Source organism: Atribacterota bacterium (assembly GCA_028703475.1).
In the GTDB taxonomy this organism is placed as follows: Bacteria; Atribacterota; Phoenicimicrobiia; order Phoenicimicrobiales; family Stramentimicrobiaceae; genus JAQVMU01.
In genome coordinates this window covers 1-18720 of record JAQVMU010000001.1, presented here as the reverse complement: position 1 = coordinate 18720, position 18720 = coordinate 1, and the positions used below count along the sequence as shown (strand labels likewise).

Below are 18720 nucleotides of genomic sequence, written 5' to 3'. Positions count from 1 at the left end.
ATACTTATTAAGGACAATAAAAAAATATTTTATCTATTGTTTTTTTAAAAGGAAGTGATATAATAAAATTAATAAAAATAACTCCAGGGTTATTCTTCATGAATTTTGTCCCACTATATTTCTTTGATAGGTAATATTAATTGATTAAAATTTGAAGTTGCTAAGAATAATGGACCACTTTTGTTTTTTAATAATTACATCTGGATTTCAAGTGAATTCTGATGATAAAATATTTATTCTTAAAATTTGCAGCGAATACCGATAAAGTCAATGTAGGATATTTAAGGACAGCATCTAATCTTTTTGAATGAAAAATTAATGTAATACTTCATTCAGATGAATTTTATAATACTCAATAGAATAAATTACTTATGAACTTGAGGAGGTTTTTGATTTTGGAATTAAATGAATTAAAAGAATTGAAAATTAGTGAATTATGCAAAATTGCCAATGAATATGATATTAATAATTGTGCTCGTATGAAGAAAACTGACTTAATTTTTAATATCCTAAAGGCACAAACTGAGAAAAAAGGATATATGTTTTCTGAGGGAATACTTGATATCATGAAAGAGGGGTTTGGTTTTCTTCGTACAGGTGGTTATTTGCCCAGTACTAATGATATCTATATTTCACCATCACAGATTAAACGTTTTAATTTAAGTAACGGAGATGTGGTATCCGGACAGGTTCGCTATCCAAAAGAGGGGGAGCGATATTTTGCATTATTAAAGATTGAAGCTGTAAACCATGAAGATCCGGAATTGTCCAAGGACAGGATTGATTTTGAAAACCTGACTCCTCTTTTCCCAACCGAGAAATTCACATTAGAAACCAAGCCATATGAATTATCTACACGGGTAATTGACCTATTCTCTCCAATAGGAAAAGGACAAAGAGGATTGATTGTATCTCCTCCAAAAGCCGGTAAGACTATCTTATTAGAAAAAATTGCTAATGGAATTACAGCAAATCATCCTGAAACCACTTTGATAATATTATTAATTGATGAAAGGCCTGAGGAAGTTACCGGAATGAAGCGTTCTGTTAACAATGCTGAAGTTGTCAGTTCTACTTTTGACCAGCCAATAAACCATCATATCAAAGTTGCAGAAATAGTCTTGGAAAGAGCAAAAAGACTTGTAGAGCTTAAACATGATGTAGTGATTCTACTTGATAGTATAACCAGGCTTGCACGGGCTTATAATTTAAATATTCCTACCAGCGGAAAGACATTATCCGGGGGACTTGATTCTACTGCACTATACTATCCCAAACGCTTCTTCGGTGCTGCGAGGAATATTGAGGAAGGTGGCAGTTTGACAATACTGGCAACTGCATTGGTAGAGACTGGTAGCCGCATGGATGATGTTATTTTTGAAGAATTTAAGGGAACTGGTAATATGGAATTACGTTTAGACCGGGAGATATCAGATAGTAGAATTTTCCCGGCAATTGATATTAAGCGTTCAGGCACCAGAAGGGAAGAACTGTTATTGGATGCCGAGAGTCTGAGCAAAGCATGGCTAATGAGGAGAGCCTTATCTAATCAAAGTACTACTGATGCAATTAACCTGCTTTTGAATAAATTAAAAAAGACAAAGAGTAATACTGATTTTCTTAATACTATAAGAGACGAAAATAACAATAGATAGTATAAGAGAGCAAAAATTACACTATTAAAAAATATAATTTTAAGAAGAATTTTACTTAAATCAAAAAATACACTAACTAAATTATTAATACTTATCAGAGTAATACAATTTATTTTTGACGGTTACAATTAGTTATGATATAATTTTTTCGAAATTTTAGGCATTATTAACAATGAAGGTGAGAAAAATATGAAAAAAGAAATTCATCCAAAATATGGTAAATCCAAAGTAATCTGTGCTTGTGGAAATACCTTTGAAACACAATCAACAAAAGAAGAAATTCGCGTTGAAGTCTGTTCTGCCTGTCATCCATTCTTTACCGGCAAACAAAAAATATTTGATTCTGCCGGCAGAGTAGAAAAATTCAATAGAAGATATAATATTGAACAGGAATCAGATGAAATAAGTGAAGAGCAGGACAAAAACGACAAATAAAATAATGGATAAGAATTAATGAGAGATACTATCAAATGTCAATAGTTAATAAAACAGGGCAAAAGCTCTGTTTTATTTATTATTGGCCATAATAAAAAATTGTTTTTAGATCTCTATATATAGTCAGTCTATTCAGTAATGGTTGTTAGTAAAAGAATACTTGAATGTGTACAGTTGACGGGGGTAAATAAAGATGCACGAGACCTGTGATGGTGGTAGTATTGAAGTAATCAGTGGTAGTATGTTTAGCGGTAAGAGTGAAGAACTGATTAGAAGAATCAGACGTGTTCAGATTGCCAGAAAAAAGGTTGAAATATTTAAACCGATAATTGATAACCGTTATAATTCCAGATTCATTTATTCTCATAACGGTAACAAGGTTGAAGCTAATTGTGTTAGAGATATAAAGGAAATATCAAATAAAATTCAGGATGATATTGATGTAGTTGCAATCGATGAAGTCCAGTTTTTTGATGAAGAGATTATTAGAGTGGTTCAATTACTGGCAGATGAAGGTAAGCGGGTTATTATTGCCGGACTTGACCAGGACTTTCGGGGTGAACCTTTTGGTCCAATGCCGCAATTGCTGGCAATAGCTGAATATGTAGATAAACTGTATGCCATTTGCATGGTATGCGGAAGACCAGCCACTCGTACCCAACGGCTGGTAAATGGTAAACCTGCAGATTACAATGATCCCATTATACTTGTTGGGGCTAAGGAAAGCTATGAGGCAAGATGCAGACAACATCATCAGGTTGCAAATAAACCGGTTAAAAGAATATATTAAAAAGGAATTATTATAAAATGAGAGTACAGATTATAAATTATTCCAAAAACATTGAAAAGATGGTCGCCCAGGCCGCTCGTCTTTGTTATTCTTCCAGAAATATTAATGAAATAGCAGAATCAATGGATAAGAACATGCAGGACAGGATGATTAAGAAGATAATGAAATTAGGGCATTATTCTGTTTTAGAACATGTTTCCTTTACTTTTGGCATAGAGGATATTTCCCGTACTTGTTCACATCAATTGGTTCGGCACCGTATTGCTTCTTTTTCCCAGAGAAGCCAGAGATATGTAAAGTTTGGCTCCGGTGATGAGAAACAGTTTGTTATACCCCATAATATAAAAAATAACAATAACTTATTACAGAAATTTAAAGATCTCACTGCTAAAAGTTTTGAGTTATATCAGGAAATGATTGAAAAGGATATACCGGCTGAAGATGCTCGCTATATTTTGCCTCAGGCAATCGGTACCAGTATTATATTTACAGCAAATGCAAGAGAGCTGATACACTTTTTTAGATTACGATGTTGCAACAGGGCTCAATGGGAAATAAGAGAATTGGCAATTGCTATGTTAGAATTAGTTAGAAAAGAAGCCCCTTTAATCTTTAAAGATGCAGGCCCTCCTTGCTTGATAGGACCATGTCCGGAGGGTGAAATGTCCTGCGGGAAACCCTGGCATAGAGAGAATTAATAAATCAATATTTTATAGTTTATTAAATTTAAAAAAGAATTATATTTATTGTGCCATTTTATAATATATTTTTTATTAAGGCATTGATATAAATTTCTTGAGAACACAAGAAGGTAACAGAAATGATTAGAGAATTAGAAGAACTGAAAAAAGAATATGAAGAACTGAATAAGCAGCTTTCTGATCCGAAAATAATCGCTGATCAGGAACAATTTCAAAAATTAGCAAGAAGACATAGTGAGATTGCCAGAACTGTACAGCTCTATTCTAAATATAAAAATGTTAAAAAAGAAATAGAAGAGAGCAATGAACTTAAAAAAGGAGAGGTTGATGAAGAATTAAATGAGATGATTAATGAAGAAATTGCCTCTCTGAGTAAAGAAAAAGACCAGCTTGAGGAAGATCTTAATGAATTATTATACCCGGAAGACCCAAGAAACAAGAAAGATATCATTGTTGAAATAAGAGCCGGGGCAGGAGGAGATGAAGCTGCTCTATTTGTTAATGATTTATTTCGCATGTATTCCCGTTTTGCTGAAAGGAATCGTTGGAAGGTAGAAATTATGAATTCCAATTCTACTGAAATTGGCGGGTTTAAAGAAATTATTTTTGGTATTTCGGGAGAGAACGTATTTGGGAATTTAAAACAGGAAAGTGGTGTTCACCGTGTTCAAAGAATCCCTGTAACTGAATCAGGAGGCCGAATTCATACATCCACTGTTACTGTTGCTATTCTACCGGAAGCTGAAGATATAGAGATGGAAATAAATCCTAATGACATAAAAATTGATCGTTTTCGTTCAACAGGGCCAGGTGGGCAAAGCGTAAATACAACTGATTCAGCTGTCAGGGTGACCCACATACCCACAGGTATAGTGGTAACCTGCCAGGATGAAAAATCGCAACACAAAAATAAAGAGAAAGCATTAAAAGTATTAAGAGCCAGGCTCTTTGATAGACTTCAGTCAGAACAAAACGAGAAAATTGACAAACAAAGGAAGAAACAGGTTGGAACAGGTGACCGGAGTGAGAGAATCAGAACATATAATTTCCCGCAAAACCGCATTACTGACCATCGAATAAATAAAAACTTTCATAATCTTGAAGAGATGCTTGATGGTAATATGGATGATTTAATTGCTTCTTTTAAAGAAGCAAAATAGATTTATAGTTTCATTTTAAAGAAGTAATATGGATAAAAAAATAAGTGCAATCTTAAAAGAAGGAGAGATAAGACTTACAAAAAGCGGAAATAATAGGGCTGCAGAAGAATCTATTCTACTATTAAGCTACCTTTTGAATAAGAGTAGATTTAATATATTATTTAACCGTTCATTATCCCTTTCACCAAAAGATATTCAGACTTATTATGATTGGATAGACAGCAGGTCCAAAGGTATGCCGTTGCAATATATTACAGGATTCCAAAATTTTATGGGTTTAGAGTTTAAAGTAGAAAAGGGTATATTTATTCCTCGCCCGGAAACAGAGATACTTGTTGAAAAAATTATTAATATAATTTCATTAATGCCTGATAAAGTAGAGTTATGCTTTCTGGATGTAGGAACAGGCTCTGGTATTATTCCGGTTACTATTTGTAATCATTTTCAAAACAGCAGGAAAAATATCCATTTTTATGCAGTTGATATTTCAGCAAAAGCTATTATATTAGCAACAGAAAATGCTCACAGGCTTAAATGTGCAGAAAAAATAACTTTTTGTCACGGAAATATGTTTGATTGCATAAAGAATTTGAACAGAGAAATACTCTTTGACGGGATAATATCAAATCCGCCCTATATTCCCAGAGAAGAATTGGATAATCTGCCGGATGAAATATATTATCATGAACCTGTAAAAGCATTAGACGGAGGCGAAAAAGGTTTGGATTATTATCAGGAAATTATTTCCAAAACCCCTCAATTCCTAAAACAGGAAAAAAGTTTTCTTGCATTCGAAATAGGACATAACCAGCAAAAAGACATATCTGAAATGATTAAAAAAAGTGGATTTTTTAAAGAATATTTATCTGTAATTCAGGATTATTATCACAATGACAGAGTGATTTTAGCTTACACAAAATAGATATTAGAATTATGTAAATACAGGAGAAGAGTGATTTGAATAAGAAAACCATATTGTTTGTATGTACTGGAAATACCTGCCGGAGTGTAATGGCACAAGCTTTATTCCAGAAAGCTAAGCAGGAATTATCACCGGAATTAGTATATCACTCTGATTCGGCCGGGATTGCTGCATTTAAGGGTGATGCTCCAACCGAAGAAGCTATTTTATGTATGGCAAAACGTGGATTAGATATAAGTTGTTACAGATCTAAACCGGTAGACAAAAAATTACTGGTTGATTCCTTTCTTGTTTTAACCATGACATCCAGCCAAAAAAGCTACCTCTTGTATAAGTACCCTCCGGATTCAAAAAAGATACATTTATTTAGAGATTATTGCCAGAATAACAACGATATCACTAATATGGATATTGAAGACCCATTTGGCAAAAGCTTCTCTTTTTATGAAGAAGTGTGTGATAAATTAGAGGAAAATATTTATAAATTAATTAAAAGATTAAGAGAGGAATAAAAAATGAATAATATTGCTATTGCCAGTGACCATGGTGGATATGATTTAAAGAGCGAGATAATAGAATACTTAAAAAAAATGGGATATACCTATAAGGACTTTGGCTGTAACGATAAAAAATCTGTTCACTATCCGGATTATGCTGACAAGGTCAGCAGGGCAGTGTCAAAGAAAGAATATGAATGCGGGATATTGATATGTGGTACAGGGATTGGGATGTCCATTGCTGCCAATAAAGTAACAGGCATCAGGGCTTCTTTGTGTCATGATACCTTTTCTGCCAGGATGGCGCGAGAGCATAATAATGCTAATGTTTTAACCATGGGAGGAAGAGTAATTGGAATAGGATTAGCCCGGGATATTGTTCAAACATGGCTAACAACCGATTTTAGTCAGGAAGACCGTCATATTACCCGCTTGAATAAAATTGAAGAAATTTTTAATAACAGATAATAATTTAATGATTGATTTAAAAAGAATATACACTACATAAGGAGGATTTATTTTGAAAGATGTTATCGTTTTAGACCATCCCTTAATTCAACATAAATTAACAATGTTGAGAGATAAAAAGACAGGTGTTAAAGATTTTCGCGAACTTGCCGATGAGCTATCCAATCTGATGGCTTATGAGGTAACCCGTGATATAGAGTTAAAAGAGATCAATATTGAAACTCCTGTTGCCCGGACAAAAGGGAAAATAATTTCAGGAAAAAAAATGGCAATTATAGCTATATTGCGGGCTGGTTTGGGGATGGTTGACGGAATATTAAAACTAATTCCATCTGCGAAAGTGGGACATGTTGGTATGTATCGGGATCCGGAAACATTAAAACCCATCAGTTATTATGCAAAATTACCCAAGGATGCTGATAAACGTGACATTATTATAGTAGATCCAATGTTGGCAACAGGTGGAACGGCTGTAGCTACAATTGAGTATGTTAAAAGTCATACTAAATCAAACATTAAATTCATGTGTCTTGTTGCTGCCCCTGAAGGAATTAAGGCAATACATGATAAATTCCCGGAAATTAAAATATATACAGCCACAATAGATGAAGGTTTAAATAGCCATGCCTATATTGTTCCCGGCTTAGGAGATGCCGGTGACCGCTTATTTGGAACGAAATAAAAATAATATATCGTATACCATATAAAGTATAATTTGAATTTAGCGGGAATATTTGAAAGATAATAGTTGTTTTTGTCGCTGACACTATTTAGCTAATAGGTAATAAAGTTTTTTGTTTATGGTTTTGGGTTAAGACAGTATCAAGCCTATTTTATTTCAAATCGATACTGTTTACTATTTTGACTGGAAGATCTGGTGACTGTCAAAGTGGCAGACCAAAATAATTGGTGAACCGGTAAACCGGTCAATTGAATATATATTAAATAAACTAAATATTTCGAAGCTTGTAACTCGCATCTTGTACCTTGTATTCTGAATTTGAGTGAAAATCGTGAACTGATAACTAAAAACTATATTTATTTATTTATTCTCAATTCTATCCTTTAAATGATATACTAAAAATTATCCTGTTTTAACTGACTACTAACTACTATCTACTAATCACTATTTACTATTTGGAGGTTTTACCATGTCCAGACCCTCTTGGGATAAATATTTTATGGAAATTGCCCGATTAGTTGCGAGTAGATCAACCTGTTTGCGCAGACAAGTTGGTGCCGTTATTGTGAAAGACAGAAGAATACTTACTACCGGATATAATGGCGCTCCTAAGAATTTAGCCCATTGCGGGGAAGTTGGTTGTTTGCGGGAAAAGATGAATATTGCTTCCGGGACCTGCCAGGAACTATGCAGAGGGTTGCATGCTGAACAAAATGCTATTTTGCAGGCAGCTATGCATGGCATTAGTATCCAAAATAGTGTTCTGTACTGTACTAATCAACCATGTATAACATGTGCCAAAATGATTATCAATTCAGGTATAGTAAAAATATTTTACCAGAATAAGTATCCTGATGAATTAGCAAGACAGTTGTTAGTTGAGGCAGGTATAGAAGAGGTTTGCTGTGAATATGAATAAAAAGATTAAAATAGCTTTTATTTTTGGGACCAGGCCGGAAACAATAAAAATGTACCCGGTTATAAAAGAGTCAAAGAAGTATCCAAACCTGATTGAACCCATTGTTATTTTGACAGCACAACATAGAGAAATGATGGATCAAATGACTGAACTTTTAAAAATAAAATGTGATTTCGATTTAGGAATTATGAAACACGGACAGTCAATAACACAGATAAATTGCCAATCATTATTAAAACTGGAAGAAGTTCTGATGCTAAAGAAACCCGATATAGTTTTAGTGCAGGGTGATACAACTACCACTTTTTCCGGTGCATTAGCATCCTTTTACCAGAAGACTAAAATAGGCCATATTGAAGCCGGTTTAAGGACTGCAAAGAAGTATTATCCCTACCCCGAAGAGATTAACCGAAGACTAACAACAGTTTTGGCTGATTATCATTTTGCTCCCACAAAAAATGCGGCAGATAGTCTGAAAAAAGAAAATATTAACCGGAAAAATATACTAATAACAGGAAATACAGTTATTGATTCCCTGTTATTAATGCAGGATAAGCAGTATCAATTTTCAGATGACAGGATAAACAAGTTTATTAAAACAAAAAAACAGTTATTATTGGTAACAATGCACCGCCGTGAGAACTGGGGAGAGCCTCTTGAAAATTTGTGCAAGTCATTAGTAAGAATTATTCACAACAATAACAATTTAGGCATAGTTTTCCCTGTACATAAAAATCCACTAATCAGGAATGTTGTTTTTAATCTATTAAGCCAGGAGGATAATATATTATTGTTAGAGCCTTTGGACTATCAGGAAATGGCAAACTTAATTGCGGCATCTACTTTGCTTCTAACTGATTCAGGTGGTATTCAAGAGGAAGCACCCGCTTTAGGGAAACCGGTATTAATATTGAGATCAGAAACCGAAAGACCGGAAGTAGTAGATATTGGTGCCGCAAAGCTTATTGGCACCGAAAAGATGAACATAGTAAAAGAGGTTGAAAGATTGCTATTCAATACAGATGAATACCAGAAGATGATTATAAATAAATCTCCTTATGGTGATGGTAATGCTTCAAAAAGAATAATTAAATATATTCTTTTCCAATATGGTTTAATAGACCGCCCTCCCGATGAATTTGTATTTGAGAATTGTTAGCACTGATAATTATAAATGTTTACATCATTGGTACAAAACCAATTCAACTACAGAACCCTAAAATTTCTTTGTTATAAAGCTATGGTTTGAAACCTTTGTTATGTTATAATGAAAAACTAATTTGTTTTTTATTATTTATAAGTATAGAAAAAATAAAGAAAAATTATAACACAAAATATTTTAGATTGAGGTTTAAATATGTTCCCTTTATGGGATGAGATGCCGACTAAAAGAATACCCGTTATAACTATAATTCTTATAATTATTAATTCATTAGTATACTATTACCAGTTTTTTATAGTAACTGATAGTATTAGATTTATTTATTCCTTTGGTCTTACACCTTTTGAAATAAGTCAGGGAGTAGATATTATTCCATATGGTCCTTCTCCTATCTATTTAACAATTGTGTCGTCAATGTTTATGCATGGAAGTTTTGTGCATCTATTTGGGAATATGTTGTATCTTTGGATTTTCGGTAATAATATTGAAGATTATTTAGGCAAAATTAAGTTTACTATCTTTTATTTTCTCTCCGGTATTTTTGCTGCTTTCACGCAGATTTTGATTAGTCCCCAATCACAGGTGCCCATGATTGGAGCAAGTGGAGCAGTAGCAGGAGTACTGGGAGCATATTTTATCCTTTTCCCAAAATCAAGAATTACTACTCTTATATTCTTCGGATTTTTCATCAGACTAATTAAAATGCCTGCTTTGTTTGTATTGGGTATTTGGATAATCTTTCAACTGCTATATGGTTTTTCAAATATATCATTACAGGGGGCAGATGCAGGAGTAGCATGGTTTGCACATATTGGAGGTTTTATTGGTGGCATAATACTGATAAAATTAATTAAGCCAGTCAGAAGAGATTATTATATATAGAAAAAGAATAGATGAAGTGAAGTTTTTTGATAATATTTTCTAATTAAGATATAATTTATAAAGATTTTTGATAATTTTTTTCTGAATATTTTTATTACTATTTGTTATTAAAATATCAGACTATTTCGAAGGGGAAGGGAATTTAATTAATGATAACAACAGTTACTCTGAATCCTGCTCTTGACGTTATAATGGAACTAAATAACCTGCTGCCAAATCAATATAATGCAGTTGATAAAGTATCAAAAATTCCTGGAGGAAAAGGTATTAATATAGCGAAAGCAATAGCTGTTTTTGGCCTTGACACCATGGCTTTAGGTTTCTTAGGAGGACATGCCGGACATTTTATAGCTGAGAATCTCCGGGGATATGGAATTACTACTAATTTTTGGCATATAGAGAAAGAAACCAGGACAAATGTTATAATCATTGAACATGACAATAAGATTCATACACTTTTAAGTGACCCCGGGCCAGCAATAAGCCAGCGGGATTTGGAAAGATTTAAATCAATATTTTCCCGGGTAATGTCCCAGACTCGTATGGTGACTCTTTCCGGTAGTTTGCCGAAAGATGTTCCTGATGATATCTATTACCAGTTGATAAAAATTGCACAGAAAAAAAATGTTCAAACAATTCTGGATGCCCATGGTGTTCCTTTTGAAAGGGGATTAGAAGCCAGTCCGTATTTAGCTAAACCGGATTTGAGAGCATCAAATAATCGGGTCTTCAATAAACAGATTGATAGTCAGGAAAATGCAATAAAAATTGCTCATGAAATATTAGACCGGGATGTTCAGATAGCCGTAATATCATATCAGGATACAAAGGATATTATCGCTACTACAGAAGGTATTTGGTTAGCTGAGTCCGTAAACCAGCAGGTAATTAATATTATAGGTACAGCTGAAGCTATAATTGCCGGTTTTGCGATTAAACTGGTCGAAGAAAATCCGGAAAATATAGTAGAGATAATAAAATTTGCTATGGCTTGCGGTTTAGCAAGTGCCTTAACTGATGATGAGGAATTTCATACCAAAGAAGATGTTGTTAAATGTATAAACTGTATTAAAATAACTAAGTTAAAATGAAATGGCAGGTATAAATATTGAAAGTTAAGGAAATTATGTTAAAAAGTACGACTAGTGTATCGCCTGATTGCAGGCTGGAAGAGGTAATTGAAGTTATGGCAATACATCGTATTAACGGAATTCCCGTAGTAAATGAAGAGCAAAAAGTTATTGGCTTTATTTCCCAGCATGATATTATTAAAGCCATATTGCCAAATTATTTAGGGATAATCAACAGCAGTACGTTTATAACTGAATTTATACAGCTTTCCAAAAAACTGAAGGAATATGCCAATCATAAAGTAGAAGAGTTTATGAAAAAGAGTGTGATTACAGTTAATGAAGATGATAACGAGGTTATGGCGGCAGACTTATTAATTCGTAATAAAATTCACCATTTACCTGTATTACGAAATGGTTATTTGGTAGGGATTGTTACTCTGAGAGATTTATTGAAAGCAATGATTGAAGAAGAAGATAACTATGAAGAAGAAAAAACACAATAAAAAAGGGTTTTTTATAACTTTTGAAGGGTTTGAAGGTTCCGGTAAAACTACTGTTTCAAAGAAACTTTATCATATTTTATTAAAAAATGGTTTTAACTCAGTAATGACTAAGGAACCTGGCGGTACCTTGATTGCAGATAAGATAAGAGAAATCTTGCTGGAAAGAGAAAACAAGGGGTTGGGGTATAAGGCGGAATTATTATTGTTTGCTGCTTCAAGGTCTGAAAATATCCGGGTAAACATTAAACCGGCATTAGAAGATGGATTAATAGTTATTTGTGATCGTTTTTTTGACTCAACTACTGCTTATCAGGGATTTGGCAGGGGAATTGATATGAAAATAATTCAGTACTTGAATGATTTTGCCGTAGAAGATATTGTTCCGGATATTACCTTTTTTCTGGATGTAGATACTGAGGTTGGATTACATCGTTCTACCTTATACAGTCAGGGGAAAGAGATGAGATTCGAGGATGAATTTATCCAGCAAAAACAGATAAATGGAAAATTATTTTTAGATAGGGTGCGAGACGGATATCATCAGATTGCCAGAAAAAACCCGGACAGAATAAGAATTATTGATACTAACAGAGAATTGGAGTTTGTAATGAGCTGTATAATAAAGATATTAAATCAGCGCTTGTCAGAAAAATATAATAAAGAGGTAGCTTTAGAAATATAAGTGAATAACAAAGATTAAAGAAACGCTAAATATATAATATGATTGATTTTAAAGAAATTGTCGGGCATACTAAACCCAAACAAATACTTAAAAACAGAATAAAGAATGAAAAAATAGGACATTCCTATCTTTTTGTCGGTAATGAAGGAATAGGTAAAAAATTAACTGCTATTGCTTTTAGCAAGGCAATTAATTGTAAAAATATTTCTGAAGAGCAGGACCCCTGTAATAAATGTTCTTCCTGCCAGCAGATTGAAAAAAACAGCAGTGCTGATTTCAGCATTATTTCACCTGTTGATTCGGTCATAAAAATTGAAAAAATCAGGGAAATTAAAAGCAATATATACCTTCACCCTCTGACAAATAAGAAGAAAATATACATATTTGATAATGCAGAAAAGATGACTACTCAAGCCTCCAATTCCCTTCTAAAAATTTTGGAAGAGCCACCTGAATATGCAATATTGATATTGGTGACTTCAGCTCCTGATAAAATATTACCCACTATTATATCTCGTTGCTGCAGGCTGGTTTTTAAACCCTTAGAGATAAATCAGCAAAAAAAGATTATATCGGGTAATTCTTCTATTGATGAAAAACAGCTTGATAATCTTATCAAGCTGTCTCATGGAAGCCCCGGGATGGCTCTGGATTTAATTAGAAATCAAGATAAAATAAAAATAAAAGATAATTATATAGACTCATTGGTAAAAATAAAACCAGAAGAATTGTCAAATTATATTTTTAGTTCTGAAAAAATATTTCCTGATATTACTAATAATTTTCAAGATTTTGTCGAGATGATGGTACTCTGGTTCAGAGATACTTTGCTTGTAAAGATGAATATAGATGAAAATCAACTTTTTTTTCAGGACAAAATAGAATCAATAAGGCAATATGCACAATGGTTTAAGAAGGATAAAATAATTTTGATTTTAGAGTATTTAACAACTATTCCTGAAGAACTGGAAAAACATGTTAACCAGAACATACTTTTGGAAAATTTTTTTATACGGTTAGGTGATTAATAATGCCAAAGATTGTCGGTATTCAATTTCGTAATTCCGGCCTTGTATATTATTTTAAGAATAATAAATATATACTGGAGATTGGAGACCTGTGTGTTGTAAAAACATCGTTAGGATTAGATATCGGTGAGGTAGTTATTCCGGTACAGCATATAGAAGAGAAAGAGCTTGATACCCCGCTGAAAAGTATTCTCAGAAAAGCGAATCAGAGTGATCTGGAAAAGTGGGAAAATCTGCAAATAGAAGAAGGAGAGGCTTACAATATTTGTCTTGGGAAGATACAAAAATACGAGCTTGACATGCATCTAATAAGATGTAAATACTTATTTGACAAGAGTCGCCTTATTTTTTACTTCTGTGCCGATGACCGGGTTGACTTTCGTGAATTAGTAAAGGATTTGGCTCATCATTTTAAAACAAAGATTGAATTGAAACAGGTAGGTGTCAGGGATAAAGCAAAAATGATTGGAGGGCTGGGAATTTGCGGAAGGCCCCTTTGCTGCTCTACTTTTATATCAGACTTTAAGCCTGTTCCAATTAATGTAGCTAAAATGCAAAGTGTTGCCCTGAATCTATCAAAGGTTTCAGGAGCTTGTGGCAGGTTAAAATGCTGTTTGAATTTCGAGTCTAATTTTTACAAAGAAGAGTTAAAAAAATATCCTAAATTAGGAAAACGTATCCTGACAAAAGATGGAAAAAACGGCAAGGTGGTTGAAGTTAATATATTAAGTAAATATATAGTAATAGAAACGATAGAAAAAGAAGATAATGAACATATTAGAAATCGTGTTAAAATATCAGTCGATGACTGGCAGAATGATAAAGAGGTAAGTAAGGGAAATAATCATGCAGAAAATAAACCTTCATCCCAGCGAAACAATAGAAGAACTGGGAAAAAGCCATTTAAAAATAATTCAAGACAGTAATACTTACCGATTTTCAATTGATTCTATTCTATTAGGTGAGTTTGTGTATACTAAAAGGAATGAAAGGATAATAGATCTGGGAACCGGTTGTGGAATTATACCCTTAATGATTTATGACTCTGCTAAAAATAATAATATTTATGCCGTGGAAATACAGGAAAAATTAGCTGACATAGCAAAAAGAAGTGTTATATTAAATAATCTGGAAAAAGAGATTAACATTCTTCATGATGACATGCAAAATTTATTAAACAGGTTCCCTGCTGAATTTTTTGATGTAATTACCTCTAATCCGCCATATATTCCAGCCGGCAAAGGGAAAGTGAGCTCAAAAGAAGAACAATTATTTGCAAGACATGAAATTAATATTAATATTGATAATATGACAGCAATATGTAGCCGGCTATTGAAAAAAAGAGGAAGACTTTTTTTGATTCACCGGGCAGATAGCCTGATACAGGTTATTATGGTGTTAAGAAAATATTTATTTGAGCCAAAAGTTTTGAAATTTATTTATACAAAGAAAAATCAAAATGCCAAAAGGGTATTGATTGAAGCAAGAAAAGAAGGTGGAACAGAATTAAAAGTTGCACCCCCATTGATATTAGATTAAAAATTAAAAATCATTATTCAACAAAATCAGTAAATAAGATAGATAGATTTTTATAAACATTACATAAAAGGAAATTTTAAATTGGATTTCAAACAGGAAGGAAAATTATATATATGTGGTACTCCCATAGGTAATTTGGAAGATATTACTTTACGCTGCCTGAAAACATTAAGAAAAGTAGATTTGATTGCTGCAGAGGATACCAGGCATACCCGAAAATTGTTAAACCGCTATAGCATACATAAATCTTTAACCAGTTACCATGAATTCAGTAAAGAGAAAAAAAACCAGTATATTGTAAAATATTTAAAAGAAGGAAATGATGTTGCCCTGGTTTCTGATGCGGGAATGCCTGGAATATGTGATCCCGGATATGAAATTATCAATATGGCCATTAGAAACAGTATTGAGGTGATTCCGATACCCGGAGTGTCTGCTTTAACTGCTGCCTTGGTAGTATCCGGGTTTAATATGAATAATTTTATTTTTGAGGGTTTTATTCCCAAGAAGAATACTGAAAAAAAACAATTTTTCCTAAAATTAAAAGAAGAAAGAAGAACCATCATTTTCTATGAGTCCCCATTCAGGATAAAGGATACAATTAATATGATATTAAACATAATAGGGGATAGAAAAATTGTAATTTGTCGTGAAATAACAAAACAATATGAAGAAATATTAAGAGGGTTCATTTCAGAGGTAATTGAAAGGATAAATAGTCGAATTATTAAAGGAGAGCTGACCATAGTCTTAGAAGGAAACCAGGAAAAAAAGAATGAAACAGGACTGTTTAATACAGATTTAAAAATTTTACCTGAAATTAAAAAAAAGATTATAAACTATAGTAAAAAAGGTTATTATAATAAGGATATAGTTTTATTAATAACAAGTGAATATGATGTACCAAAAAATTGGGTTTATGATAATATTCTAAAACTGCGTGATAAGGAAAATAAGTAAAATTAATACAAAGAAGATGTTTTGTGTTATTATTGTTAGATAAAGAGAGATAAACATTTAAAAACGGCTGGATTTCCTCCAACATAACAATCCAACTGCTTTTTTATTAATATTGAAATGAAAGGACTACAAGAGGAAAATGAAAAAAAGAAATGCTTATTACATTACAACCCCTATATATTATGTTAATGATGTGCCCCACATAGGTCATGCCTATACTACTATTGCAGCAGATACCATGGCGCGATATAAGCGATTAAGAGGATTTGATGTTCTTTTTGCCACCGGAACAGATGAACATGGCCAGAAAATTGCAAAATCAGCAGAGAAAATGGGAATTGAACCATTGCAACTGGCTAATCAGGTTGTAGCAAAGTTTAAAAACCTCTGGCCTAAACTGAATATCCGGTATGATGATTTTATACGCACTACTGAAAAGAGGCATGAGCAGGTAGTGCAAAAATTATTTAACAAGCTTTATGAAAAAGGGGATATCTATAAGGGAGAATACGAAGGCTGGTATTGTGTTACTTGCGAAGCGTTCTGGCCGGAAACACAGATAGAGGAAAACAAATGCCCGGATTGTGGAAGACCGGTTGAAAAGTTTAAAGAAGAAAGTTATTTTTTCAAAATGAGCAAATACCAGGACATGTTGTTACAACATATTAAAGATAACCCGGATTGTATTAAACCGGAATCCAGAAAAAATGAGATTATTAGCTTCATTGAAAGAGGATTAAGAGATCAGAGCGTTACCCGTACCCGGGCAAGTCTTGATTGGGGAATTGATGTTCCATTTGATTCAGAACATGTAATTTATGTTTGGTTCGATGCCTTAATCAACTATTTAACAGTTGCCGGTTATGGTATAGATGAAGAAAAGTTCAATTATTATTGGCCTGAAGCAGTACATCTAATCGGAAAAGATATACTCAGATTTCATACTATTATCTGGTTTACAATGTTAATGGCTGCTGATATAACTCCACCAAAAATGGTCTTTTCTCATGGCTGGTGGACTATGGAAGGTGAAAAAATGTCGAAATCTAAAGGCAATGTTGTTGATCCTTATCAGGTCACTGATGAATTTGATGCAGATGCTTTTAGATACTTTCTATTGAGAGAATTATGCTTTGGACAGGATGGAAATTTTTCCAGAAAATTACTCATACAGAGGATTAACTATGACTTAGCAAATGATTTAGGTAATTTGTTGAGCAGAACAGTCGCTATGACTAAAATATTCTGTGACCGGAAAATACCTGAATCTTCAGGAAAAGATGAAAAATATGATATAGAATTACACCAGATGGCCGAAGATATGGTTGAACAGTTTATTCAGGCTATGGATGAAATGTCTTTTAATGTTGCTTTGGAAAATATCTGGACATTAGTCCGCAGGACTAATAAATATATTGATCAGACAGAACCATGGATTTTAGGCCGGGATGAAAATAAAAAAGAAAGACTGGATAAAGTTATCTATCACCTGGCACAGTCACTGCAGATAATATCCGTCTTATTGTATCCTTTTATGCCAACTACAGCTTTAAAGATATGGCAACAGTTAGGAATAAAAGAGGATATTGAAAAAATGCTTATTCCGGAAAATATAAAATGGGGTACCTTAAAAGCGGGTACTATGGTTAACCCTGGTGATAATCTATTCCCGAGAATTGATGATAAAAAGAAAACAGGGAAAGAAAAAGAGAGAAAAGAAAAAGTGCCTGAAATGGAAAAGGTTGAAGATAAATGCATAAAAGAAGAAAAAGAGTATATTTCTATTGAAGAGTTTAAAAAAATAGATTTGAGAGTAGGAAAAGTATTAGCGGCTGAAGATGTTCCCGGAACTGATAAATTACTAAAGATAACGGTTGATTTTAACAGCGAAACCAGGACTCTGGTAGCCGGTATAAAGAAGCATTATTCCCCTGAAGAGCTAATTGGCAAGAATATCGTGGTTGTATTTAATTTAGAACCTGCTAAAATTAGAGGCATTAAATCCCAGGGGATGCTTCTTGCTGCTTCAGATAATGAAAAAGTTGTTTTACTGACTACTGACAGAAAAATAGATGCTGGTAGCAGGATACGTTAAAAATAACTTTTTTCATAAAAAAAGAAAATATATAGGTGATAAAAATATGGAAAAAGCTGAAAAAGCAGAAAAAAAAATCACGAAAAAGAAAAAAAATACTAACATATTAGAAAGTCATTTTAACACTATTGTGATTATTATTCTGATTACTGTTTTATTGATACTTGTTTATAGCTTATTTGAAAACTATCAAACAAATCAAGCTATAGTTGGATTGTCCGCTTCTAACCAGGATTTAAGGGAAGAAAATGAATTATTAAGAGAGAAAATTGCCGAACAAAACATGAAATTAGATGTGGTTAACAAGCAATTTGAGGAGTATAATCTCGACAGGGTTAGTAAAAATCAGTTTACTGAAATATACATGCAGTTACAAGAGTTAACCGGAATGGTGTCTGAAGAAAACAAAAGAGAATTTTATATTGGTCGTATTGTAAACATTGTTTCCGGTAGTAATAATCAGTTAGAAAGTGAAACTATTTATTCAATTGCAAAAAGTATTTATGAGGAATCCACTAAATACAATTTTAATCCTTTATTAGTTTCAGCATTAATAAAAGTAGAAAG

Annotated in this window: 21 protein-coding genes; all 21 read left to right on the top strand. The window is 33.0% G+C overall.

Going from position 1 to position 18720, the window contains the following annotated elements; genetic code table 11:
• The first annotated feature begins 395 nt into the window (after nt 1–395).
• Nucleotides 396–1655 (top strand): transcription termination factor Rho, encoded by a 1260-nt coding sequence (rho, locus tag PHQ99_00105; protein ID MDD4287988.1) that lies wholly within the window; start codon nt 396–398, stop codon nt 1653–1655.
• A 189-nt stretch (nt 1656–1844) separates the two neighbouring features.
• Nucleotides 1845–2090 carry a 50S ribosomal protein L31 gene (gene rpmE, locus PHQ99_00100; GenBank protein ID MDD4287987.1) on the top strand — a complete coding sequence of 82 codons (246 nt, stop codon included), beginning with the start codon at nt 1845–1847 and terminating at the stop codon, nt 2088–2090.
• 193 nt (nt 2091–2283) lie between these two features.
• Nucleotides 2284–2880: a thymidine kinase gene (locus PHQ99_00095; GenBank protein MDD4287986.1), complete on the top strand. Its 597-nt coding sequence runs from the start codon at nt 2284–2286 to the stop codon at nt 2878–2880.
• Between the two features lie 17 nt (nt 2881–2897).
• Nucleotides 2898–3578, top strand: coding sequence for an FAD-dependent thymidylate synthase (thyX, locus tag PHQ99_00090; protein MDD4287985.1), 681 nt, complete (start codon nt 2898–2900; stop codon nt 3576–3578).
• A gap of 122 nt (nt 3579–3700) precedes the next feature.
• The gene (gene prfA / locus PHQ99_00085) at nt 3701–4741 is read left to right on the top strand and encodes a peptide chain release factor 1 (GenBank protein ID MDD4287984.1); all 1041 of its coding nucleotides are present in this window, start codon (nt 3701–3703) and stop codon (nt 4739–4741) included.
• Nucleotides 4742–4769: 28 nt separating this feature from the next.
• Nucleotides 4770–5663 carry a peptide chain release factor N(5)-glutamine methyltransferase gene (prmC, locus tag PHQ99_00080; protein MDD4287983.1) on the top strand — a complete coding sequence of 298 codons (894 nt, stop codon included), beginning with the start codon at nt 4770–4772 and terminating at the stop codon, nt 5661–5663.
• Nucleotides 5664–5698: 35 nt separating this feature from the next.
• A complete protein-coding gene (locus PHQ99_00075; protein ID MDD4287982.1) occupies nt 5699–6175 on the top strand; it encodes a low molecular weight protein arginine phosphatase in 477 nt (158 codons plus the stop codon).
• 3 nt (nt 6176–6178) lie between these two features.
• Nucleotides 6179–6628 carry a ribose 5-phosphate isomerase B gene (gene rpiB, locus PHQ99_00070; protein MDD4287981.1) on the top strand — a complete coding sequence of 150 codons (450 nt, stop codon included), beginning with the start codon at nt 6179–6181 and terminating at the stop codon, nt 6626–6628.
• Between the two features lie 52 nt (nt 6629–6680).
• Complete coding sequence (gene upp, locus PHQ99_00065) at nt 6681–7310, top strand: uracil phosphoribosyltransferase (protein ID MDD4287980.1); 630 nt, start codon at nt 6681–6683, stop codon at nt 7308–7310.
• A gap of 469 nt (nt 7311–7779) precedes the next feature.
• Nucleotides 7780–8229: a cytidine/deoxycytidylate deaminase family protein gene (locus PHQ99_00060; GenBank protein ID MDD4287979.1), complete on the top strand. Its 450-nt coding sequence runs from the start codon at nt 7780–7782 to the stop codon at nt 8227–8229.
• Nucleotides 8222–9388: a UDP-N-acetylglucosamine 2-epimerase (non-hydrolyzing) gene (gene wecB, locus PHQ99_00055; protein MDD4287978.1), complete on the top strand. Its 1167-nt coding sequence runs from the start codon at nt 8222–8224 to the stop codon at nt 9386–9388. The genes PHQ99_00060 and wecB overlap by 8 nt, the downstream gene beginning before the upstream one ends.
• A 198-nt stretch (nt 9389–9586) precedes the next feature.
• Nucleotides 9587–10273 (top strand): rhomboid family intramembrane serine protease, encoded by a 687-nt coding sequence (locus tag PHQ99_00050; protein ID MDD4287977.1) that lies wholly within the window; start codon nt 9587–9589, stop codon nt 10271–10273.
• 149 nt (nt 10274–10422) lie between these two features.
• Complete coding sequence (locus PHQ99_00045; protein ID MDD4287976.1) at nt 10423–11364, top strand: 1-phosphofructokinase family hexose kinase; 942 nt, start codon at nt 10423–10425, stop codon at nt 11362–11364.
• Between the two features lie 17 nt (nt 11365–11381).
• Complete coding sequence (locus PHQ99_00040; GenBank protein ID MDD4287975.1) at nt 11382–11849, top strand: CBS domain-containing protein; 468 nt, start codon at nt 11382–11384, stop codon at nt 11847–11849.
• Nucleotides 11827–12531 (top strand): dTMP kinase, encoded by a 705-nt coding sequence (gene tmk / locus PHQ99_00035; protein ID MDD4287974.1) that lies wholly within the window; start codon nt 11827–11829, stop codon nt 12529–12531. Before PHQ99_00040 ends, tmk begins: the two co-directional genes overlap by 23 nt.
• Before the next feature lie 38 nt (nt 12532–12569).
• The gene (holB, locus tag PHQ99_00030) at nt 12570–13559 is read left to right on the top strand and encodes a DNA polymerase III subunit delta' (GenBank protein ID MDD4287973.1); all 990 of its coding nucleotides are present in this window, start codon (nt 12570–12572) and stop codon (nt 13557–13559) included.
• Nucleotides 13560–13561: 2 nt separating this feature from the next.
• Nucleotides 13562–14485, top strand: a complete 924-nt coding sequence (locus PHQ99_00025; GenBank protein MDD4287972.1) for a stage 0 sporulation family protein — start codon at nt 13562–13564, stop codon at nt 14483–14485.
• Complete coding sequence (locus PHQ99_00020; protein ID MDD4287971.1) at nt 14406–15098, top strand: methyltransferase; 693 nt, start codon at nt 14406–14408, stop codon at nt 15096–15098. The genes PHQ99_00025 and PHQ99_00020 overlap by 80 nt, the downstream gene beginning before the upstream one ends.
• A gap of 81 nt (nt 15099–15179) precedes the next feature.
• Nucleotides 15180–16058: a 16S rRNA (cytidine(1402)-2'-O)-methyltransferase gene (gene rsmI / locus PHQ99_00015; GenBank protein MDD4287970.1), complete on the top strand. Its 879-nt coding sequence runs from the start codon at nt 15180–15182 to the stop codon at nt 16056–16058.
• 139 nt (nt 16059–16197) lie between these two features.
• Complete coding sequence (gene metG, locus PHQ99_00010) at nt 16198–18153, top strand: methionine--tRNA ligase (GenBank protein MDD4287969.1); 1956 nt, start codon at nt 16198–16200, stop codon at nt 18151–18153.
• 46 nt (nt 18154–18199) lie between these two features.
• Nucleotides 18200–18720: hypothetical protein (locus PHQ99_00005; GenBank protein ID MDD4287968.1), on the top strand; the 521-nt coding region annotated here is incomplete at its 3' end.